Origin of the sequence: Sphingomonas sp. PR090111-T3T-6A (genome assembly GCF_000383095.1) — a bacterium.
GTDB lineage: Bacteria > Pseudomonadota > Alphaproteobacteria > Sphingomonadales > Sphingomonadaceae > Solisphingomonas.
The window spans coordinates 908003-927046 of sequence record NZ_AORL01000021.1 but is presented as its reverse complement, the minus strand read 5'-3'; the positions used below and the strand labels follow the sequence as shown (position 1 = coordinate 927046).

At 67.2% G+C, this 19044-nt stretch carries 21 protein-coding genes; 10 read left to right on the top strand and 11 right to left on the bottom strand.

What is annotated here, in order from left to right; all coding sequences use genetic code 11:
- Window positions 1–23: 23 nt before the first annotated feature.
- Window positions 24–1256, bottom strand: coding sequence for a tyrosine--tRNA ligase (gene tyrS, locus ST3T6A_RS0114460; RefSeq protein ID WP_019833657.1), 1233 nt, complete (start codon window positions 1254–1256; stop codon window positions 24–26).
- A 33-nt stretch (window positions 1257–1289) separates the two neighbouring features.
- Here tyrS and ST3T6A_RS0114455 point away from each other — a divergent pair, with 33 nt between their 5' ends.
- Window positions 1290–2390: an anhydro-N-acetylmuramic acid kinase gene (locus ST3T6A_RS0114455; RefSeq protein ID WP_019833656.1), complete on the top strand. Its 1101-nt coding sequence runs from the start codon at window positions 1290–1292 to the stop codon at window positions 2388–2390.
- Between the two features lie 29 nt (window positions 2391–2419).
- Window positions 2420–2752 (top strand): hypothetical protein, encoded by a 333-nt coding sequence (locus ST3T6A_RS0114450; protein ID WP_202804598.1) that lies wholly within the window; start codon window positions 2420–2422, stop codon window positions 2750–2752.
- Between the two features lie 4 nt (window positions 2753–2756).
- On the opposite strand, the gene ST3T6A_RS0114445 is transcribed toward ST3T6A_RS0114450, so the two are convergent.
- The 4 genes from ST3T6A_RS0114445 to ST3T6A_RS0114430 all read right to left on the bottom strand — a co-directional run bounded on the left by ST3T6A_RS0114445 (window position 2757) and on the right by ST3T6A_RS0114430 (window position 8015).
- Window positions 2757–3425 carry a DUF6975 family protein gene (locus ST3T6A_RS0114445; protein ID WP_026359740.1) on the bottom strand — a complete coding sequence of 223 codons (669 nt, stop codon included), beginning with the start codon at window positions 3423–3425 and terminating at the stop codon, window positions 2757–2759.
- Between the two features lie 186 nt (window positions 3426–3611).
- Window positions 3612–5636, bottom strand: a complete 2025-nt coding sequence (gene rpoD / locus ST3T6A_RS0114440; RefSeq protein ID WP_019833653.1) for an RNA polymerase sigma factor RpoD — start codon at window positions 5634–5636, stop codon at window positions 3612–3614.
- 11 nt (window positions 5637–5647) lie between these two features.
- The gene (gene dnaG, locus ST3T6A_RS0114435) at window positions 5648–7537 is read right to left on the bottom strand and encodes a DNA primase (RefSeq protein WP_019833652.1); all 1890 of its coding nucleotides are present in this window, start codon (window positions 7535–7537) and stop codon (window positions 5648–5650) included.
- A gap of 22 nt (window positions 7538–7559) precedes the next feature.
- Window positions 7560–8015, bottom strand: coding sequence for a GatB/YqeY domain-containing protein (locus ST3T6A_RS0114430; protein ID WP_019833651.1), 456 nt, complete (start codon window positions 8013–8015; stop codon window positions 7560–7562).
- 132 nt (window positions 8016–8147) lie between these two features.
- On the opposite strand from ST3T6A_RS0114430, the gene carA reads away from it, so the two are divergent.
- From carA to ST3T6A_RS0114405, 5 genes are all read left to right on the top strand, one after another.
- The gene (carA, locus tag ST3T6A_RS0114425) at window positions 8148–9320 is read left to right on the top strand and encodes a glutamine-hydrolyzing carbamoyl-phosphate synthase small subunit (protein WP_026359739.1); all 1173 of its coding nucleotides are present in this window, start codon (window positions 8148–8150) and stop codon (window positions 9318–9320) included.
- On the top strand, window positions 9317–9694 hold the full coding sequence (locus tag ST3T6A_RS0114420; RefSeq protein WP_019833649.1) for a ribonuclease E inhibitor RraB: 378 nt from the start codon (window positions 9317–9319) through the stop codon (window positions 9692–9694). The genes carA and ST3T6A_RS0114420 overlap by 4 nt, the downstream gene beginning before the upstream one ends.
- Entirely contained in the window at window positions 9694–13017 is a 3324-nt protein-coding gene (carB, locus tag ST3T6A_RS0114415; RefSeq protein ID WP_019833648.1) for a carbamoyl-phosphate synthase large subunit, read from the top strand. Before ST3T6A_RS0114420 ends, carB begins: the two co-directional genes overlap by 1 nt.
- 81 nt (window positions 13018–13098) lie before the next feature.
- Window positions 13099–13578 carry a transcription elongation factor GreA gene (gene greA / locus ST3T6A_RS0114410; RefSeq protein WP_019833647.1) on the top strand — a complete coding sequence of 160 codons (480 nt, stop codon included), beginning with the start codon at window positions 13099–13101 and terminating at the stop codon, window positions 13576–13578.
- A gap of 32 nt (window positions 13579–13610) precedes the next feature.
- Complete coding sequence (locus tag ST3T6A_RS0114405; protein WP_019833646.1) at window positions 13611–14255, top strand: rhomboid family intramembrane serine protease; 645 nt, start codon at window positions 13611–13613, stop codon at window positions 14253–14255.
- A 40-nt stretch (window positions 14256–14295) separates the two neighbouring features.
- On the opposite strand, the gene ST3T6A_RS0114400 is transcribed toward ST3T6A_RS0114405, so the two are convergent.
- From ST3T6A_RS0114400 to ST3T6A_RS20275, 6 genes are all read right to left on the bottom strand, one after another.
- Window positions 14296–14508 carry a DUF4170 domain-containing protein gene (locus tag ST3T6A_RS0114400; RefSeq protein WP_019833645.1) on the bottom strand — a complete coding sequence of 71 codons (213 nt, stop codon included), beginning with the start codon at window positions 14506–14508 and terminating at the stop codon, window positions 14296–14298.
- Between the two features lie 93 nt (window positions 14509–14601).
- Window positions 14602–15204, bottom strand: a complete 603-nt coding sequence (locus ST3T6A_RS0114395; RefSeq protein WP_019833644.1) for an MlaC/ttg2D family ABC transporter substrate-binding protein — start codon at window positions 15202–15204, stop codon at window positions 14602–14604.
- A gap of 115 nt (window positions 15205–15319) precedes the next feature.
- Window positions 15320–15901 (bottom strand): hypothetical protein, encoded by a 582-nt coding sequence (locus ST3T6A_RS20920; protein ID WP_019833643.1) that lies wholly within the window; start codon window positions 15899–15901, stop codon window positions 15320–15322.
- Window positions 15902–15946: 45 nt separating this feature from the next.
- On the bottom strand, window positions 15947–16288 hold the full coding sequence (locus ST3T6A_RS20285) for a DUF3618 domain-containing protein (RefSeq protein WP_019833642.1): 342 nt from the start codon (window positions 16286–16288) through the stop codon (window positions 15947–15949).
- Entirely contained in the window at window positions 16285–16623 is a 339-nt protein-coding gene (locus ST3T6A_RS20280) for a phage holin family protein (RefSeq protein ID WP_019833641.1), read from the bottom strand. Before ST3T6A_RS20280 ends, ST3T6A_RS20285 begins: the two co-directional genes overlap by 4 nt.
- An 18-nt stretch (window positions 16624–16641) precedes the next feature.
- Window positions 16642–17214, bottom strand: coding sequence for a hypothetical protein (locus ST3T6A_RS20275; RefSeq protein ID WP_019833640.1), 573 nt, complete (start codon window positions 17212–17214; stop codon window positions 16642–16644).
- On the opposite strand from ST3T6A_RS20275, the gene ST3T6A_RS22165 reads away from it, so the two are divergent.
- The 3 genes from ST3T6A_RS22165 to ST3T6A_RS0114365 are packed head-to-tail and all read left to right on the top strand — an operon-like array spanning window position 17213 to window position 19027.
- Window positions 17213–17341 carry a hypothetical protein gene (locus ST3T6A_RS22165; RefSeq protein WP_268869717.1) on the top strand — a complete coding sequence of 43 codons (129 nt, stop codon included), beginning with the start codon at window positions 17213–17215 and terminating at the stop codon, window positions 17339–17341. The two genes, ST3T6A_RS20275 and ST3T6A_RS22165, sit on opposite strands and share 2 nt — an antisense overlap.
- Before the next feature lie 47 nt (window positions 17342–17388).
- On the top strand, window positions 17389–18675 hold the full coding sequence (eno, locus tag ST3T6A_RS0114370; RefSeq protein ID WP_019833639.1) for a phosphopyruvate hydratase: 1287 nt from the start codon (window positions 17389–17391) through the stop codon (window positions 18673–18675).
- Window positions 18676–18718: 43 nt separating this feature from the next.
- Window positions 18719–19027 carry an FtsB family cell division protein gene (locus ST3T6A_RS0114365; RefSeq protein WP_019833638.1) on the top strand — a complete coding sequence of 103 codons (309 nt, stop codon included), beginning with the start codon at window positions 18719–18721 and terminating at the stop codon, window positions 19025–19027.
- The last annotated feature ends 17 nt before the right edge of the window (window positions 19028–19044 follow it).

Here is a 19044-nt window from a genome sequence, read left to right as displayed (position 1 = left end):
CTTCGCTTCGTCGCGTCGGCGGCTCAGCGCATCAGGATGCCGTGGCGCTTCTTGCCGAGGCTGATCTTCACCGGCACGTCCTCGAGAACGATCTCGAAGGTCGGGTCGGTGATGGCGAGATCGTTGAGGCGCACCGCGCCTTCGCCGATCTTGCGCCGCGCCTCGCCGTTCGACGCCGCGAAGCCCATCACGGTCAGCGCCTGCACGATCGGGATGCTGCCCCCGTCGACCCGCAGCGTCGGCAACGAATCGCCGGCAGCGCCTTCCTCGAAGGTGCGCCGCGCCGTCTCGGCGGCCTCCATCGCGGCCTCGGGGCCGTGGGCCATCGCGGTGGCGGCGTCGGCGAGGGCCTTTTTCGCCTCGTTGATCTCGGCGCCCTGGAGGCTCTCCAGCCGCAGGATCTCATCCATCGGGAGATCGGTGAACAGGCGCAGGAAGCGGCCGACATCGGCGTCCTGCGTGTTCCGCCAGAACTGCCAGTAGTCGTATGGCGGCAGCGCGTCGGCGTTGAGCCAGACGGCGCCCTTGGCGGTCTTGCCCATCTTGCCGCCATCCGCCGTGGTGATGAGCGGGGAGGTCAGGCCGAACACCTGCTCGCCCGCGACGCGGCGGGTCAGCTCGATGCCGTTGACGATGTTGCCCCACTGGTCCGACCCGCCCATCTGGAGGCGGCAGCCGGCGCGGCGCGACAGCTCCAGGAAGTCGTATCCCTGGAGGATCATATAGTTGAATTCGAGGAAGGAAAGCGACTGCTCGCGATCGAGGCGGAGCTTCACCGAATCGAAGCTCAGCATCCGGTTGATCGAGAAATGCTGGCCGATGTCGCGCAGGAAGGGGATATATTCCAGCTTGTCGAGCCACTCGGCATTGTCGACCATCACCGCGTCGGTGGGGCCGTCGCCGAAGGTCAGGAAGCGGGAGAAGACGCGCTTGATGGAGGCGATGTTCTCCGCGATCGTGTCGACCGTCATCAGCTTGCGGGCTTCGTCCTTGAAGCTCGGATCGCCGATCTTGCCGGTGCCGCCGCCCATCAGGACGATCGGCTTGTGGCCCGCCTGCTGCATCCGGCGCAGCATCATGATCTGGACGAGGCTGCCGACATGCAGCGACGGCGCGGTCGGATCGAAGCCGATATAACCCGGCACGATCTGGCGCATCGCGAGGTCGTCCAGCCCTTCGGCATCGGTGACCTGGTGGATATAGCCGCGCGCGTCGAGTAGGCGCAGCAGATCGGATTTGTAGCTCGTCGTCGTCATGGCGGGCGGGTGCGTAGCACAAGGGGGACGGGGATGGGTAGCGACGCGATGCTGGCAATCGGCCTGATGTCCGGAACCTCGCTCGACGGCATCGACGCCGCGCTGATCGAGACGGACGGGGAGGGCCATGTCCGCCCGATCGCCTTCCGCTCCGAGCCTTATTCGCAGCAGGCCCGGCAGCAGCTCCAGGAGGCGACCGCGCTGGCGCTCACCTACGAGAAGCCGCGCCTCAGCCCCGAGATCGCCGCCGCGACGGAGATGCTCACCCGCCGGCACCTGCTGGCGATCCACCAACTGGTCGCGAGCGCGGGCATTCCGCTCGATCATGTGAAGGTGGTGGGCTTCCACGGTCAGACCGTCGCGCACCGCCCGGCGCAGGGCTGGACCTGGCAGATCGGCGACGGGCCGGCGCTCGCGGCGGCGCTCAAGCTCCCGGTGGTGGCGGACTTCCGCTCGGCGGACGTGTCGGCGGGCGGGCAGGGGGCGCCCCTGCTCCCGGTCTATCACCGCGCGCTGGCATCCGGCGCGGCGCTGCCGCTGGCGGTTCTGAACCTCGGCGGTGTGGCGAACATCACCTATATCGGCCGCGACGGTGAACTGATCGCCTTCGACACCGGCCCCGCCAACGGCCTCGTCGACGACTGGATGGCCGCCGAGACGGGCAAGACCTTCGACGAGGACGGCGCCTTCGCCGCAACCGGAGAGGTTCATCGCGGGGTGCTGGCATCGATGCTCGACAATCCGTGGTTCGATCTCGCGTCACCCAAGTCGCTCGATCGGGCGGATTTCACGATGGCGCCCGCGCGCGGCCTGCTCCCGGCGGACGGGGCGGCGACGCTCACCGCCTTCACCGCCGCCACGGTGGCGCTGGCGCTCAACCATCTGCCGGAGCGGCCGGTGCGGATGATCGTCGCGGGCGGCGGCCGCCATAACGCCACGATGATGGCAATGCTGGCCGATGCCTGCGAGATTCCGGTCGAGCCGATCGAGGCGCTCGGCCAGAATGGCGACGCCACCGAGGCGGAGGGTTTCGCCTATATGGCGGTACGCAGCCTGAAGGGCTTGCCGATCAGCTTCCCAGGGACCACGGGTATCACCGAGCCGCTGACGGGGGGGCGCTTGTGCCTGCCCTGATTTCGGCGGCGTTGTTCCCGGGGGTCTCGATGCGTCACATTTTCTCCGCGCCGCTTATGCTGGCGCCTGCGGTCCTTGCCTTTTCCGCACCAGCCTGGGCTTCGTCCACGGCTGCCTGGACGGCGGGGGAGAGCGCCGCGCGCAACGCCTGCGTGAAGGCCAGCGGGCTGAACGATGCGGCCGCTTCCGCACCCGTCCATTTCAGCGACCGCACCGCGCAGGACGTCATCCTCGTGACGGGCCGCTATCCGCAGAAGGCCATGAAGGGCAGGGCGGGAACGATGCTGTGCCTCTACGATCGCCGCGCGCGCAAGGCGGAGACGCAGGAGGCGAGCGCCTGGGCGAAGAAGCCGGGGCGCTGAGGGCTCAGCCGTCGCGGCGCGCGGTGTGGCGGGTTTCGAGCAGATCCCACAGACCGCGATGCTGGATCAGCAATTGCTGCGCGCCGAACAGGATGGCCCGTTCGATGCCGGGCGTCTCGGCCGCCCGCGTGGCGACGTCGAGCGCCTCCTGAAGCCCCGGCAGATCGAGCGGCGGCGGCTGGAGATCGAATCGCTCGGCGGCCGCATCCAGCACGCGGCGGATCGGCCGCCAGTCGAGCGTCAGCGCCAGCGTCGCGCCGAGCGCGGTACCGTTGCGATCGGACTGGGCGAGAGTGGCGAGCGCATGGGTCTGCCCGGCGACCGCCGCCTCGCTCTGCGCCTGCCCCAGCGTGCTGGGGAGCGGGCCGACCGCGACGGCGAGCTTGGTGAGCAAGGTCCGTTCAGCAGAGAAACCGGCGGTGACGCGATAGATCCACGCGCGCGCGGCGGGGTGGACGATGCGATGCGCGGCATGATCGGAGACGCCCGGATGGCGGCCGTGCAGCATGGAGAGGAAATGCGCCGCATCCGCCAGATTGCGTGCACTGTGCTCACCGGTCAGGAGATCGGGCGAACTACAATAGGGATGCTGGGCGCTACCCTCGGCGGACAGCAACGCAGACAGACGCGCGCCTACGCCTTCGGGCTCCTCGCTCCTCGCTGTCGCCGTCATCAACCCACTCCGCTCGGCCTCCACGCGGGCCGGTCGCCGCGCTTCCGAATAGGGAATAGACAAAAGGCGTAAATGGGCGGTTTATGATGTCGAATTGATCGGAAGCGCCATGTTTACAAGGGCTTGACCCCAGAAACATGGCTCATCCGAAACGAAAACGGGCAGGATGACCCTGCCCGTATCGTCTTACTGGTCGAGGAAGCTGCGCATCTTCCGGCTGCGGCTCGGATGCTTGAGCTTCCGGAGCGCCTTCGCCTCGATCTGGCGGATGCGCTCGCGGGTGACCGAGAACTGTTGGCCCACTTCCTCCAGCGTGTGATCGGTGTTCATGCCGATGCCGAAGCGCATGCGGAGAACGCGCTCCTCGCGGGGGGTGAGCGAGGCCAATACCCGCGTCACCGTCTCCTTGAGGTTCTGCTGGATCGCGGCGTCCACCGGGATGATCGCGTTCTTGTCCTCGATGAAATCGCCGAGGTGCGAATCCTCCTCGTCGCCGATCGGCGTTTCAAGCGAGATCGGCTCCTTGGCGATCTTCATCACCTTGCGGACCTTCTCCAAGGGCATGGAGAGGCGCTCGGCCAGCTCTTCCGGGGTCGGCTCGCGGCCGGTCTCGTGGAGGAACTGGCGGCTGGTGCGGACGAGCTTGTTGATCGTCTCGATCATGTGGACCGGGATGCGGATCGTCCGCGCCTGATCCGCGATCGAGCGGGTGATCGCCTGACGAATCCACCAAGTGGCGTAGGTCGAGAACTTGTAGCCGCGGCGATATTCGAACTTATCCACCGCCTTCATCAGGCCGATATTGCCCTCCTGGATGAGATCCAGGAACTGAAGGCCGCGGTTGGTGTACTTCTTGGCGATCGAGATCACGAGGCGGAGATTGGCCTCGACCATCTCCTTCTTCGCGATGCGCGCCTCGCGCTCGCCCTTCTGCACCATGTTCACGATGCGGCGGAACTCGGGCAGCGCCATGCCGGTCGCCTGCACGATTTCGGCGATCTCGGAGCGGATGCGCTCGACCTGACCGGCCTCGGCGGCGGCGAAGGCGGCGAACTTCTTGTCGATGCCCTTGACGCGATCGAGCCAGCCTTCCTCGATCTCATGATCGATATAGGCGTCGAGGAACGCCTTGCGCGGCACCTTGTGGCGCTCGGCCAGACGCAGCATCTGGCCGCCCAGCGCGGTCAGGCGGCGGTTGAAGGCATAGAGCTGGTCGACGAGATGCTCGATCTTCGCGCCGTGGAACTGGACGCTCTCGACCTCGGCGGTCAGCTCTTCGCGCAGTTCGTGATAGCGGGCCTCGTCGGCCTCCGGGAAGCCGCCCGAGTTCAGCGCCTCGACACGCGCCTGCTGGATGGTGGCGAACTGGTGATACAGCTCGGTGATCCTGGCGAAGCGCTCCAGCGCGAGCGGCTTGAGCTGCTCTTCCATCTGGGCGAGGCTGAGGGTGTTGTCCTCTTCCTCTTCCTCGGCGGGGCGGGGCGTGCGGCGCTCGGTGAGGCCGTCCTCGTCCTCGTCGGCGGACTGCTCCTCGGGCTCTTCCTCTTCCTTGAAGGAGGGGCCGGCAGTCTTCTCGCTGATCTCGCCATTGTCGTCCTCGCCGTCCTCGGTGAGGCTTTCCGGCGCCGGGTCCTTGTTGAGCATCGCGTCGAGATCGAGGATCTCGCGAAGCTGCATCGTGCCTTCGTTGAGGGCGGTCGACCAGTCGATGATGGCGTTGAACGTGATCGGGCTCTCGCAGAGGCCGAGGATCATCGTGTCGCGGCCGGCCTCGATGCGCTTGGCGATGGCGATCTCGCCCTCGCGCGACAGAAGCTCCACCGCGCCCATCTCGCGCAGATACATGCGCACCGGATCATCGGTGCGGTCGACGGTTTCCTTCTTGGCGGCAACCTGGAAGACTTCGCCCGAGCCGTCGTCGGAGGACTGCTCCTCGTCGTCGGGCTCCTCCTCGCGCTTCTCGTCCTCGCCGGCATCCTCGTTCTCGACGATGTTGATGCCCATCTCGGAGAGCGCCGAGGTGATGTCCTCGATCTGGTCCGACGACATCTCGCCCTGCGGCAGCGCGTCGTTCAACTCGTCATAGGTCAGGTAGCCGCGCTTCTTGGCGCGGGCGATCAGCTTCTTGAGCGACGCGTCGTTCAGGTCGATCAGCGGCGCATCGCCGCCGTCCGCCTTCTCCGCCGTGTCCACTCCGTTCGTCTTCGCCATACCACCCAACCTCAAAGTTCCGCGTCGCCAGCCAGCTCTCTCAACTCGGAAAGCCGGCGATCTGTTTCTCGTCTTTCGTGTTGGAGGTGCTGTTGCTCCTCCAACGCTCGCTCCCAACCCGTACCATCGGTATCGGTCCGGAAGCGCTCCATGACCTCCGCGATCTGAGCATCGAGCTCCGATCGTTTCACCATTACGTCGATGACTTCCCCCAGCTCGCGGCGTGCGCGCTCCGGGTCCGCATCGCCGCGCCGGAAGGAAAAGGCAAGCCCGTTCGCACGATCTTGCTTCGATAGGAGATCAATCGCACCGACTCGGCGCAATATGGTGCTTACAGCGCCTCCTTCAAGCGCCTCTCCGCGCCAGACCGCTGCAACTAACTCCGTTCGGACGCGATCTAGGGTCGGGTCGCTGAATTGAAGGTGCGAAAGCTGCTCGGCATGAGCTGTAATGACGCTTGGTAGGCGAACAAGGCCTACAAGCAATGCACGTGCTTCTGCAGGAGCGACACCGCTCTTGTTGACCGCATGAGTGCTAGCCAAGGGCTCAGTCGGAACAGGCGGCCAGCTATCGCGCCGGCCGTTGGAACGAGAGGCGCGCGGCGATTTCCGCGGCCCAGACTGCCACTCGCGTTTGGGCGGGGCGAAGAGGGCATCGGCGCGCTGGCGGAATTCGGAGAGGTAGGCGTGGCTGACGTCCTTGTCCGCGATGGCGCGGGCATGTTCGGCGAGCCGTTGCTTGAGCCCGGCGCGGGCCTCGGGCGTGTCGAGGGGGAGGGCGGCCTGCTCATGGCGCCACAGCCGCTCGACCAGCGGTTCGGGCTCGGCCAGCAGCGCTTCCATGGCGACGCGGCCGCCGGAGCGGATCAGGTCGTCCGGGTCTTGTCCCTGCGGCAAGGTCACGAAGCGGAGCGTGCGCCCGGGGGTGAGGAAGGGGAGCGCGCGGCCGATGGCGCGGACCGCCGCTTTCTGTCCGGCGCTGTCGCCGTCGAAGCAGAGGATCGGCTGCGGGTCGAGCCGCCACAGCCGCTCGAGTTGCCCCTCCGTGAGCGCGGTGCCGAGCGGGGCGACCGCCTCATCGATCCCCGCGCCCGAGAGTGCGATCACGTCCATATAGCCTTCGACCACGATCACCCGGTTCGCCTTGCGGCTGGCCGGTGCGGCGCGGTCGAGGTTGAAGAGGGTGCGGCCCTTGTCAAACAGCACCGTCTCGGGCGAGTTCAGATATTTAGGCTCGCCCTCGCCGAGGATGCGCCCACCGAAGGCGATCGTCCGCCCGCGCGCATCGCGGATCGGGATCATCAGCCGGCCGCGGAAGCGGTCATAGGGTTCGCGCTTGGCTTCCTCGGGCTGGATGAGGAGGCCGCATTCGATCAGCTTCTCGTCGCCGGATTTCGCCAGCGCCGAGCGGAGCCGGGTGCGGCTGTCGGGTGCCAAGCCGATGCGGAAGGTGCGCGCCTGCGCCTCCGTGATGCCGCGCTTCTTGAGATAGGCGCGAGCCGATGCGCCCTCGGCCTTGCCCAGCTCCTCGACGAAGAAGGCCTCCGCATCGCCCATCACGTCATGGAGCGTGGAGGCGCGCTCGGCCTTCTCGCGGGCGCGGGGGTCCTGCGCCGGGACTTCGAGGCCGGCGTTGGCGGCCAGCTCCTTCACCGCATCCATGAAGGGCAGGCCCTGATGGTCGGTCATCCAGCGGATGGCATCGCCATGCGCGCCGCAGCCGAAGCAGTGGTAGAAGCCCTTTTCGTCGTTGATCGTGAAGCTGGGTGTCTTCTCGTTGTGGAAGGGGCAGCACGCCTTCCACTCGCGACCCGCGCGCTGGAGCTTGGTCGTCTTGCCGATCAGCGCCGACAGCAGGGTACGCGCCCGCAGCTCGTCCAGCCAGGCTGGCGAGAGGCTCACGACGCGCGCCCCCTGTCGAGCATCAGCCGGCCAGCCGGGCTTTCACGAGGCCGCTGGCCTTCGCCATGTCCAGGCTGGTCGCATGGCGGGCCTTCAGCTCGGCCATCACCTTGCCCATGTCCTTGAGGCCCTCGGCGCCGATCTCGGCCTTGATGGCGTCGATCGCGGCGATGGTTTCCTCGTCGGTCAGGCGTTGCGGCATGAAGCCTTCGATCACCGAAAGTTCGGCGGCCTCGGCGGCGGCCAGCTCCGGGCGGTTGCCCTTCTCGTACATTTCGATCGATTCGCGGCGCTGCTTCGCCATTTTGTTGAGCACTTCGACCACGAGGGCGTCGTCGTCGGTCACGGCCGCGCCGGTGCGCGCTTCGATGTCGCGGTTCTTGAGGGCGCTCTGGATCAGGCGGATCGCGGCCGTTTTCTCGCTCTCGCGCGCCTTCATTGCGGCGACGAGCGCCTGCTTGATGTCGTCTCGAATCATGGGGCCCCGTCGAATACCGGAAAGGAAGGACAGATAGCCATTCCGGCGGAATTTTACTAGATTGACCCGGCACTCCCTGATCCCTAGATCGCCGGCCGTTTACCCGCCTGTCCATCATTGAGGAGAGCCGCCTTGGCCGAGACCGAACCCGTGCGCGTTCCACAAGGAGCCACTGGCGTATTGGTGTTGGCATCGGGCGATGTGCTGTTCGGGCGGGGCTTCGGCGCCGTCGGCTCGGCCGTCGGCGAGGTCTGCTTCCATACGGCCATGACCGGCTATCAGGAGGCGATGACCGATCCTTCCTTCGAGAAGCAGATCATCACCTTCACCTTCCCGCACATCGGCAATGTCGGTGCCAACGGCGAGGACATCGAGGCGACCAACGCCCATGCGCTCGGCTGCATCGTCCGCGAGGACGTGACCGCGCCGTCGAACTTCCGCGCCGCCCAGCATTTCGACGAGTGGCTGAAGATCAATGGCCGCATCGGGCTGGCCGGGATCGACACCCGCGCGCTGACCCGCATGATCCGCGTCGAGGGCGCGCCCAACGGCGTCATCGCGCATGATCCGGACGGCAAGTTCGACATCCCCGCGCTGGTCGAGCAGGCGAAGGCGTGGCCCGGCCTCGAAGGGATGGACCTCGCCAAGGACGTCTCCGCCCTCCAGAGCTACACCTGGGAAGACGGCCTCTGGACCCTCGGCCAGGGCTATGCGACCCACGCGGCGAACCCGGAAGGGCCGCACGTCGTCGCCATCGACTATGGCCTCAAGCGCAACATCCTGCGCAACCTCGTCGCCGCTGGTGCGCGCGTGACGGTGGTGCCCGCGACCGCGAGCTTTGAGGACGTGATGCGGCATGAGCCCGACGGCGTGTTCCTCTCGAACGGCCCGGGCGATCCGGCGGCGACCGGCGAATATGCGGTGCCGGTGATCCAGAAGCTGCTGGAAGTCGGCAAGCCGCTGTTCGGCATCTGCCTCGGCCACCAGATGCTCGGCCTCGCGGTGGGCGCGAAGACCTACAAGATGCATCAGGGCCATCGCGGCGCGAACCATCCGGTCAAGCGCTCGGACGACGGCCGCGTCGAGATCACCTCGATGAACCACGGCTTCGCGGTCGATGTGGAGACGCTCCCCACCAACGCCGAGGCGACGCACGTCTCGCTGTTCGACGGCTCGCTGGCAGGCCTGCGCCTCACCGACAAGCCGGCTTTCTCGGTCCAGTACCACCCCGAGGCGAGCCCCGGCCCGCAGGACAGCCATTATCTGTTCGAGCAGTTCGTGAGCGCGCTGGAGAAGAAGGCGTGAGCCGCCCCGCCATCGACGAGGCGCGGTTCGAGGCTGAGTGGGAGCAGGATCAGGAACTCCTCGCCCAGCTTGCCGCGAATGGCGACATCGCGGGCGTCAAGCGGACGGTCGACGTCAGCTTCATCGGCCGCGAGGAGGCGCTCGAAACGCTGGCCGAGGCGGCCGAGGATCTCGGCTTCGAATTCGGCCAGTTCGTCCCCGACGAGGATGCCGAGGAGGAGGGCCAGTGGCGGCTCGACCTCGACATCGTCCAGACGATCGAGCCTGAGGCGGTGAAGGCCCTCACCCGCAAATGTCTTGAAATCGAAGCGACCTATTCCGGCGTCGAATATGACGGCTGGGGCTGCATGGCGACCACCGGAGAGAACAACTAATGCCCAAGCGCACCGACATCTCCTCGATCCTCGTCATCGGCGCGGGCCCGATCGTCATCGGCCAGGCGTGCGAGTTCGACTATTCGGGCACGCAGGCGATCAAGGCCCTCAAGGAAGAGGGCTATCGCATCGTTCTGGTGAACTCGAACCCGGCCACGATCATGACCGACCCGGACATGGCCGACGCCACCTATGTCGAGCCGATCACCCCCGAGATCGTCGCCAAGATCATCGAGAAGGAGCGGCCCGACGCGGTGCTGCCGACGATGGGCGGGCAGACCGCGCTCAACACCGCGCTGGCGCTCTTCCATGATGGCACGCTGGAGAAGTTCGGCGTCAAGATGATCGGCGCGGACGCCGAGGCGATCGACAAGGCCGAGGACCGGCTGAAGTTCCGCAACGCCATGGACAAGATCGGGCTGGAGAGCGCGCGTTCCGGCGTGGCGCACACGCTCGACGAGGCGCTGGCGGTGCTGGAGCATACCGGGCTCCCCTCGATCATCCGCCCGAGCTTCACCATGGGCGGCACCGGCGGCGGCATCGCGTACAACCGCGAGGAGTTCATCCGCATCGTGACGGGCGGCCTCGATGCCTCGCCCACCACCGAGGTGCTGATCGAGGAGTCGCTCCTCGGCTGGAAGGAATATGAGATGGAGGTCGTGCGCGATCGCGCCGACAACGCCATCATCATCTGCTCGATCGAGAATGTCGATCCGATGGGCGTCCACACGGGCGACTCCATCACCGTCGCGCCGGCGCTGACGCTGACCGACAAGGAATATCAGATCATGCGCAACGCGAGCATCGCGGTGCTGCGCGAGATCGGCGTCGAGACGGGCGGCTCGAACGTGCAGTTCGCGGTCAACCCGAAGGACGGCCGCCTGATCGTCATCGAGATGAACCCGCGCGTGTCGCGCTCCTCGGCGCTGGCGTCGAAGGCGACGGGCTTCCCGATCGCCAAGGTCGCGGCGAAGCTGGCCGTCGGCTACACGCTCGACGAGATCATGAACGACATCACCGGGGCGACCCCGGCCTCGTTCGAGCCGACGATCGACTATGTCGTCACCAAGATCCCGCGCTTCGCCTTCGAGAAGTTCAAGGGCAGCGACGACACGCTCACCACCGCGATGAAGTCGGTGGGCGAGGTGATGGCGATCGGCCGCAACATCCACGAATCCATGCAGAAGGCGCTGCGCGGCCTGGAGACGGGCCTGGCCGGCTTCGACGTGGTGGAGCGGCTCGACGGCCGCCCGCGCTCGGAGATCGAGGCGGCGCTCGGTCGTCCGACGCCGGATCGCCTGCTGGTCGCGGCGCAGGCGCTGCGCGCGGGGCTGACGGTCGATGAGATCAACGCCATCGCCAAGTTCGATCCGTGGTTCCTGGAGCGTCTGCGCGAGATCGTCGAGGCCGAGGACGAGGTCCGGGCCAACGGCCTGCCGCAGGACGCCACGGGCCTGCGTCGCCTGAAGGCGATGGGCTTCTCGGATCGCCGCCTCGCCAAGCTGGCGCTGGAGTCAGCGAACGTGCGCGAGAATGCTGTCGCGCGCTCGGGCCTGATCCACGACACGCTGAAGGCGATGACCGGCGGGATCACCGAAGCGGAAGTCCGCTCGCTCCGCCACAAGCTCGGCGTGCGTCCGGTCTTCAAGCGCATCGACACCTGCGCGGCCGAGTTCGAGGCGAAGACGCCCTACATGTACTCGACGTACGAGGCGCCCGTCTTCGGCGAGCCCGAGAATGAGGCGCTGCCGAGCGACCGCAAGAAGGTCGTCATCCTCGGCGGTGGCCCGAACCGCATCGGTCAGGGCATCGAGTTCGATTATTGCTGCTGCCACGCCTGCTTCGCGCTGGACGAGGTCGGCTACGAGACGATCATGGTCAACTGCAACCCGGAGACGGTGAGCACCGACTATGACACGTCCGACCGCCTCTATTTCGAGCCGCTGACCGTCGAGGACGTGCTGGAAATCCTGCATGTCGAGATGTCGAACGGCACGCTCGCGGGCGTGATCGTCCAGTTCGGCGGCCAGACCCCGCTCAAGCTCGCGGCCGAGCTGGAGAAGGCCGGCATCCCGATCCTCGGCACCTCGCCCGACGCGATCGACCTCGCGGAGGACCGCGAGCGCTTCGCCGCGCTCGTCGAGAAGCTGGGCCTCAAGCAGCCGCGCAACGGCATCGCCCGCTCGCGCGAGGAGGCGATCGCGGTGGCCGAGCGCGTCGGCTATCCGGTGCTGATGCGTCCGTCCTATGTGCTGGGCGGGCGCGCGATGGAGATCGTCGACACGCAGGAGCAGCTGGAGAACTATATCCAGACCGCCGTGCAGGTGTCCGGCGACTCGCCCGTGCTGATCGACCAGTATCTCCGTGACGCGATCGAGGTGGATGTCGACGCCATCGCCGACGGCACCGATGTGGTGGTGGCCGGCGTCATGCAGCACATCGAGGAGGCGGGCGTCCATTCGGGCGACAGCGCCTGCACGCTGCCGCCCTACAGCCTTTCGGACGAGATCGTCGCCGAGATCAAGAAGCAGACCGACGCGCTCGCCCGCGCGCTGATGGTCAAGGGCCTGATGAACATCCAGTTCGCGGTGAAGGACAGCGCGGTCTACCTCATCGAGGTGAACCCCCGCGCCAGCCGCACCGTGCCCTTCGTCGCCAAGGCGGTGGGCGCGCCCGTCGCCAAGATCGCGGCGCGCGTCATGGCGGGCGAGAAGCTGGCCGATCTGCCGTCGCTCGACCGCAAGGTCGATCATATCGCGATCAAGGAAGCGGTGTTCCCGTGGGCGCGCTTCCCGGGCGTCGATCCGGTGCTCTCGCCGGAGATGAAGTCCACCGGCGAAGTCATGGGAATCGATGGCGATTTCGAGGCGGCATTCCTCAAGTCTCAGCTCGGCGGCGGCGTCGTGCTGCCGACCGGGGGCCGCGTGTTCGTCTCGGTGAAGGATGGCGACAAGCCGCATATCCTGCCGGGCGTGCAGGCGCTGGCGGAGATCGGTTTCACCATCGTCGCCACCGGCGGCACGGCGGACTATCTGACCGCGCAGGGCATCACGGTGGAGCGCGTCAACAAGGTGGCGCAGGGCCGGCCGCACATCGTCGACCACATCAAGGATGGCGACATCGCGCTGATCTTCAACACCACCGAGGGCTGGCAGTCGCTGAAGGACAGCCGCGAGATCCGCGTTTCGGCGGTGATGGGGAAGATTCCCTACTTCACCACGGCGGCGGCCAGCGTGGCTGCGGCGCGGGCTATCGCTGCATTGCGGCAACGCCCGCTTGAAGTCCGCTCGCTCCAATCCTATTATTCTCCGCTGCCGCTTTGAACTCCCATACCAAGTGAACAGTTGGAACGGCCCATGGGGAGGGGCCGAAGGCGGCTTTGTTGACGAAAGGCAGTGGGTAGGATGGCAACGGTCGAGAAGATGCCGATGCTCCAGGAGGGCTACAAGCTCATCACCGAGGAGCTGCATCGCCTCAAAACGATCGAGCGCCCGGAGGTGATCGACGCGATCGAAGAGGCGCGCGCGCATGGCGACCTCTCCGAGAACGCGGAATATCATGCCGCCAAGGAGCGCCAGGGCCAGATCGAAGCGTCGATCGCCGATCTGGAAGACCGGATGAGCCGCGCGGTCGTGATCGATCCCACCGAACTTTCGGGCGACAAGATCGTGTTCGGCGCGACCGTCACCCTGCTCGACGAGGACGACAAGCCGATCGTCTATCAGATCGTCGGCCAGATGGAGGCGGACGCCAAGAAGGGCCGCATCTCCTACAACTCGCCGCTCGGCCGCGCGCTGATCGGGCGCAAGCTGGGCGACGACATCGAGGTGTCGGTGCCGTCGGGCGATCGCTATTACGCCGTCGAGAAGGTGGAATTCATCTGAGCCGGAAGGGCTGACACCGGGCTTTTCCGTCCATGCGCCTTCCTCCTGCGCGCGCCACCATCGCTATCAGCGTCATTACAGGCCTCGCCTGGCTCGCCGCGCAGGCGGCGGGGCAGGTGGAGCGGATGGCGCTGATCGCGGGCTTCATTCCCGCGCGCATCTCTCAGGGGATCGACATCGTCGGCGCCGTGCCGGTGTGGCTGACGCCGCTTACCGCCACGCTCGTCCATGCGAGCCTGCTCCATGTCGCCTTCAACCTCCTCATGATCGCCTTCTGCGGGCGTCTGGTGGAGGCTTCGATCGGTCCGGGTGGTTTGGTGCTGCTCTATCTCGTCGGCGCCTACGCGGCCGCTGCGGCCGAATATCTGGTGATGCCCGGCAGCTTCGCGACGATGGTCGGAGCGAGCGGAGCCGGCTCCGCGATCATCGGCGCCTATGCGCTGCTCTATGGCAAGCGGCGCGCGAAGAATTGGGGGCCGATACCCGGCCGCCTGCTTCAGGTGCTGTGGCTTGCCGTCGGGTGGGTCGCGATTCAGGCGATGCTGGGTTTCGCCTCGGTGGGGCTGCCCGGCGTGCCGGCCGGTGGCGCCATCGCGACGCCCGCGCATATCGGAGGCTTCCTCGCGGGGCTGGCGCTGGCGCGGCCCCTGCTGCTCTTCCGCTATCGCTCGGCCTGAGGGGCGCACCCGCCCAGGCCGAGGCGATCATCGTTTCCGATCAGAGTTCCGGTTCGAGCAGGCGGTGCAGGTGCACCACCACATACTTCATCTCGGCGTCGTCGATCGAGCGCTGCGAGGACGAGCGCCACGCGCTCTCGGCGCTGGCATAGTCGGGGAAGAGGCCCACGAAGTCGATCGCCTTGAGATCCTCGAAGTCGAGGCCCTGCGGGTCCTTGACGCGGCCACCGAAGACGAGATGGAGCTTGCTCATATGATCCTGCCGGTAAGATGGGGTGCGGCAGGCGACTAGGCCTGTTCGCCGCGCCGCACAAGAGGCGGCGCGACGGGAACAGGCCAGCGCCGCTTAGTTGCGGGACTTCATGAAGGTGACGAGCTTGTCGAAGCCGTTCTTCTGAACATAGGAATCGAAGTCCGCCGTCTGCGTCAGCACGAGGTTGATGCCGGCCACCGTCAGGTTGGTGACCTTGTAACCGCCGCCGATCTTCTGCACTGTCCAGGTGGCGTTGATCGGCTGCTGGCCGGGCTGGATCACCTGGCTCGCGATGGCTGCGCCGTCGCCGCGCGGAATGGCGCGGACCACCTTCACCTGCGCGTTGGCATAGTCATAGAGGCGATCGGCGTACGTGCTGATGATGAAGCCCGGCAACGCGGCCTTGTAGGCCTGATACTGGGCCGGCGTGATCTGCGAGCGCTCGCGCGCGATCAGGCGGTCGCCGATCTCGTCCACGGCGAAATACTGGCCGAGGAGCTGGCGGAACTGAGTGCGTGCGGCCGCCTTGCTGCCATTATGCAGCACGCGGAAGGCCTCGCCCGACAGCGTTTCGATGAAGCGCGACGGATCGGTGTTGTCGATCGTGGCCGCCGCCGCGGGCGTGGCCGCCACAGGCAGGGCGAGGCTCGACACGCCCAGCAGGAAGGCGCCGAACGTCAGGCGGATGCGATTCATGCAATACACTCCATGGACTAAAGGGCGGCCGCTTCGCGGCGGACCGCCTGGATAAGCCGATCCGTGGCATGGCTGCGCCCGGATGAACGCAGCCTGTGCCGAAGAGGGAAAGGGATCAGGATTTGGCCTTGTCGGCCCCGCCACCCGCCTTGCGCGCGCTGTCGACGGCGGCGGTGCCAGCGGTGCCGACCGTTGCGATCAGCCCGTCGAGGAGCGTCTTCATCAACTCGCGGGCCTTGTCCTGACTGATGCCGAGTTCGGCCAGCTTGTCGCGGCCGGCGGCCTTGGCGGCTTCGGTCGCCTCATGGGCCGCGCCGTGCAGCTTCTCGCCGACGGCGCCGAGCACCTTCGACTCGCGCTGGGTGCGCGGCAGGAGGGCGCCGATCGCCGCGCCGAGCGCGATCCCGCCGAGCATCGCGGCCATCGGGTTGGCGTCGAGCGTGTCGGCCGCCGAACGTCCCGCGGAACGGGCTTTCTCGCGCGCAGACGCATAGGCGTCGGTCGCGCGGTCGCGACCGGCGGCATAGGCATCCGACACGGCGCCACGCGCCTGATCGATGCCGTCCCTGGTGCGGGCATAGGCGCCGCGGGCGGTTTCGTTCACCTGCGTGCGGGCGGTGTCGATGCCGTCGCGGATCGCCTTGCGGGCGTTTTCCGCGCCAGCGGCAGGGCCGTCTTTGTCGGGCGTCGCGGTCATGGGCCTGTCCTTTCGATACTGGACGACGCGGGCGTCCCCGCGCCCTCAGGAGCTAAACTGGTGATCGGCATCGGGGGTTTCCTCGCCCCGATGCAAGAGTCTGGCGCCGAGCCGGAGGAGGGGCTTGCGGGCGAGCAGCAGCCCGATCCCGGCCACCGTCGCGGCCACCGTGGCGGGGCGATCGCGCGCGGCGCGGCCGGCATTCTCCACCATCTCGGCCGAGCGGGCGCGGGCGGCGGCCATCGCCTCATCGAGCAGGTTGGCCGGCGTCATGCGCGTCTGGATCTCCTGCACGGTGCCGAGCAGCCGGGCGCGGGCGGCGCGGGCGTCGGCCTTGGCGGCGTCGAGATCGTTGATCCCGGCGAACAGGCGGCCAAGCGCGCTCATGGCAGGGCCTCGGTGGGGGCCGCCTTCTCGCGCGGGCCTGCGATATGGTGGATGGCCGCCCAGGCGAGCAGCCCCGCCACCAGCAGCGCCGCGACCAGCAGGATAACGCCCGCCCAGGCAGGCCCGACGATCGGCGCCAGTGCCAGCACGAAACCCATCATCAGCGCGACGATGGCCCCCTGCACCAGCATCAGCGCGCAGCCCAGCAGCAGCAGCGCCGTGCGCGATCGCCGCAGGATGTCGTAGGCCCGGCTCTTGGCCAGCCGGACCTCTGCCCGCGCGAGCGCAAGCGCATCTTCGAACAACTGTCCGATCAGCCCCGGCAGGCCGAGCATCGCCCCCCTCCGCCGGGATCAGGAGTCGCGCGACTTGCGCTTGGCGGAGGGCGCCTTGCGGGCGCTCTCGGAGATGTCGGCGGCGATCTCCTCCTCTTCGGTCTTGGCCTTGGGCTCGGCCGCCTTCGCGGTTTCGTCCAGCGCCTCGCTGCTGGCCTTGATGAGCCGGGCGATGACGAAGCCGGCCGCTGCCGCAGCGCCGATGGCGAGGGCAGGGGAACGGCGGACGAGATCGCGCGCCTCGTCGACCAGCTCATCGACCTCCTTGTCGCGAAGCGAGCCCGAGAAGCCGGACACCGCATCGGCCGCGCGGCGGGCATAGTCGCCATAGGCGTTGCCCAGCTTCTCGTCGATCTGCGCGGCGCTGTCGCCGATCATCTTCGCGACCGATTCGAGGCCGCTCGCGGCGCGGGCCTTGCCCTCCTCCGCATAGTCGCGCGCCTTGTCGGCGGCCTGGCTCTTCAGCTCGGCGGCGCGGCTGGTCGCGCGATCCCGCAGTTCGGCCGCATCGGCCTTGAGCTTGTCGCGCGTATTGTTGCTGCCGGCGCCGGGAATGACGTGATCGGTGCCTTCGGGAAGCGTGTCGGCCATGGCGAACCTCATTCGTTACGCGCGCGATCATAGCCGCGCCAACGGGATCAAAACCAGCCGTCTCTTGCCGGGGTTCCGTCGATTGCGTCCGGCCGAGCCGATTGCCACCGTCATATTGCGCCGCTAACAGCCTGCGCGACCAATCATTACCCCCTTGCCGGAGGAGCCATCTCCATGACCGCCATCATCGACGTCCACGCCCGCGAAATCCTCGACAGCCGTGGCAACCCGACCGTCGAGGTCGACGTCACGCTGGACGACGGCAGCTTCGGCCGCGCCGCCGTTCCCTCGGGCGCGTCCACGGGTGCCCATGAGGCGGTCGAGAAGCGCGACGGCGACAAGAGCCGCTATCTCGGCAAGGGCGTGCAGCAGGCGATCGAGGCCGTGAACGGCGAGATCACCGACGCCATCGTCGATTTCGAGGCGGAGGAGCAGTCCGAGATCGACGCCGCGATGATCGAGCTGGACGGCACCGAGAACAAGTCGCGCCTCGGCGCCAATGCGATCCTCGGCGTCAGCCTCGCGGTCGCCAAGGCGGCGGCGGAGAGCCGTGGCCTGCCGCTCTATCGCTATATCGGCGGCGTGCAGGCGAACGTGCTGCCGGTGCCGATGATGAACATCATCAACGGCGGCGAGCATGCCGACAACCCGATCGACTTCCAGGAGTTCATGATCGTCCCCCACGGCGCGGACACGCTGAAGGACGCGGTGCGCTGGGGCGCGGAGATTTTCCACACGCTGAAGAAGGGCCTGCACGACGCCGGCCTCTCCACCTCGGTGGGCGACGAGGGCGGCTTCGCGCCCAACATCGGCTCGACCACCGATGCGCTCGACTTCATCATGAAGTCGATCGAGAAGGCGGGCTACAAGCCGGGCGAGCAGGTGGCGATCGCGCTCGACTGCGCCTCGACCGAGTTCTTCAAGGACGGCAAGTACGTCATGGCGGGCGAGGGCAAGACCCTCTCGCCGGACGAGATGGCGGCCTACCTCGCCGATCTCGCCCAGCGCTACCCGATCTGGTCGATCGAGGACGGCATGGCCGAGGACGACTGGGCCGGCTGGAAGACGCTCACCGATCTGGCCGGGGACAAGATCCAGCTCGTCGGCGACGACCTGTTCGTCACCAATCCGAAGCGTCTGGCGCGCGGCATCGAGGCCGGCGTCGCCAACTCGCTGCTGGTGAAGGTCAACCAGATCGGCACGCTCTCCGAGACGCTGGAAGCCGTGTCGATGGCGCAGCGCGCGGGCTACACCGCCGTCATGTCGCACCGTTCGGGCGAGACCGAGGACAGCACCATCGCCGACCTCGCCGTTGCCACCAACTGCGGCCAGATCAAGACCGGCTCGCTGGCCCGTTCGGACCGGCTCGCCAAGTACAACCAGCTCATCCGCATCGAGGAGGAGCTGGGCAGCTCGGCGCGCTATGCGGGCAAGGCTGCTTTTTCGGGCAAAATCGCCTGAAATCTCTTGAGTCGCGGCGCGTTTACCGAGATAATGCCCAGCTATGCGTAGGGGGCGATCCATCTCGATCATTCGCGCGGCGGCCGCTCCGGCGCTCGCGTTGCTCGTGATCGGCAATTTTGCCGGCTACGCCATCGCGGGCCCGAACGGCCTGCTGGCACTTGGCGACTACAAGCAGCAGCTTGCCCAGCGTCAGGCGGTTCTCAAGCAGGTCGAGGCGCAGCGCGCCGTGCTGGCTCATCGCGTCGCCCTTCTCGATGCCAAGCATGTCGATCCCGACATGGCGGACGAGCTGGTGCGCCGCGATATGGGCCTCGCCCGGCCGGATGAAGTGATCATCCCGACCCCCTGACGTTCACGTCATCTCGA

Bases quoted from the DNA above. Each gene is read 5' to 3' on its own strand.
- tyrS (WP_019833657.1), bottom strand. From the start codon at position 1,256: ATGACGACGACGAGCTACAAATCCGATCTGCTGCGCCTACTCGACGCG.
- ST3T6A_RS0114455 (WP_019833656.1), top strand. From the start codon at position 1,290: ATGGGTAGCGACGCGATGCTGGCAATCGGCCTGATGTCCGGAACCTCG.
- ST3T6A_RS0114450 (WP_202804598.1), top strand. From the start codon at position 2,420: ATGCGTCACATTTTCTCCGCGCCGCTTATGCTGGCGCCTGCGGTCCTT.
- ST3T6A_RS0114445 (WP_026359740.1), bottom strand. From the start codon at position 3,425: ATGACGGCGACAGCGAGGAGCGAGGAGCCCGAAGGCGTAGGCGCGCGT.
- rpoD (WP_019833653.1), bottom strand. From the start codon at position 5,636: ATGGCGAAGACGAACGGAGTGGACACGGCGGAGAAGGCGGACGGCGGC.
- ST3T6A_RS0114430 (WP_019833651.1), bottom strand. From the start codon at position 8,015: ATGATTCGAGACGACATCAAGCAGGCGCTCGTCGCCGCAATGAAGGCG.
- carB (WP_019833648.1), top strand. From the start codon at position 9,694: ATGCCCAAGCGCACCGACATCTCCTCGATCCTCGTCATCGGCGCGGGC.
- greA (WP_019833647.1), top strand. From the start codon at position 13,099: ATGGCAACGGTCGAGAAGATGCCGATGCTCCAGGAGGGCTACAAGCTC.
- ST3T6A_RS0114405 (WP_019833646.1), top strand. From the start codon at position 13,611: ATGCGCCTTCCTCCTGCGCGCGCCACCATCGCTATCAGCGTCATTACA.
- ST3T6A_RS0114400 (WP_019833645.1), bottom strand. From the start codon at position 14,508: ATGAGCAAGCTCCATCTCGTCTTCGGTGGCCGCGTCAAGGACCCGCAG.
- ST3T6A_RS0114395 (WP_019833644.1), bottom strand. From the start codon at position 15,204: ATGAATCGCATCCGCCTGACGTTCGGCGCCTTCCTGCTGGGCGTGTCG.
- ST3T6A_RS20920 (WP_019833643.1), bottom strand. From the start codon at position 15,901: ATGACCGCGACGCCCGACAAAGACGGCCCTGCCGCTGGCGCGGAAAAC.
- ST3T6A_RS20285 (WP_019833642.1), bottom strand. From the start codon at position 16,288: ATGAGCGCGCTTGGCCGCCTGTTCGCCGGGATCAACGATCTCGACGCC.
- ST3T6A_RS20280 (WP_019833641.1), bottom strand. From the start codon at position 16,623: ATGCTCGGCCTGCCGGGGCTGATCGGACAGTTGTTCGAAGATGCGCTT.
- ST3T6A_RS22165 (WP_268869717.1), top strand. From the start codon at position 17,213: ATGGCGAACCTCATTCGTTACGCGCGCGATCATAGCCGCGCCAACGGG.
- ST3T6A_RS20275 (WP_019833640.1), bottom strand. From the start codon at position 17,214: ATGGCCGACACGCTTCCCGAAGGCACCGATCACGTCATTCCCGGCGCC.
- eno (WP_019833639.1), top strand. From the start codon at position 17,389: ATGACCGCCATCATCGACGTCCACGCCCGCGAAATCCTCGACAGCCGT.
- ST3T6A_RS0114365 (WP_019833638.1), top strand. From the start codon at position 18,719: ATGCGTAGGGGGCGATCCATCTCGATCATTCGCGCGGCGGCCGCTCCG.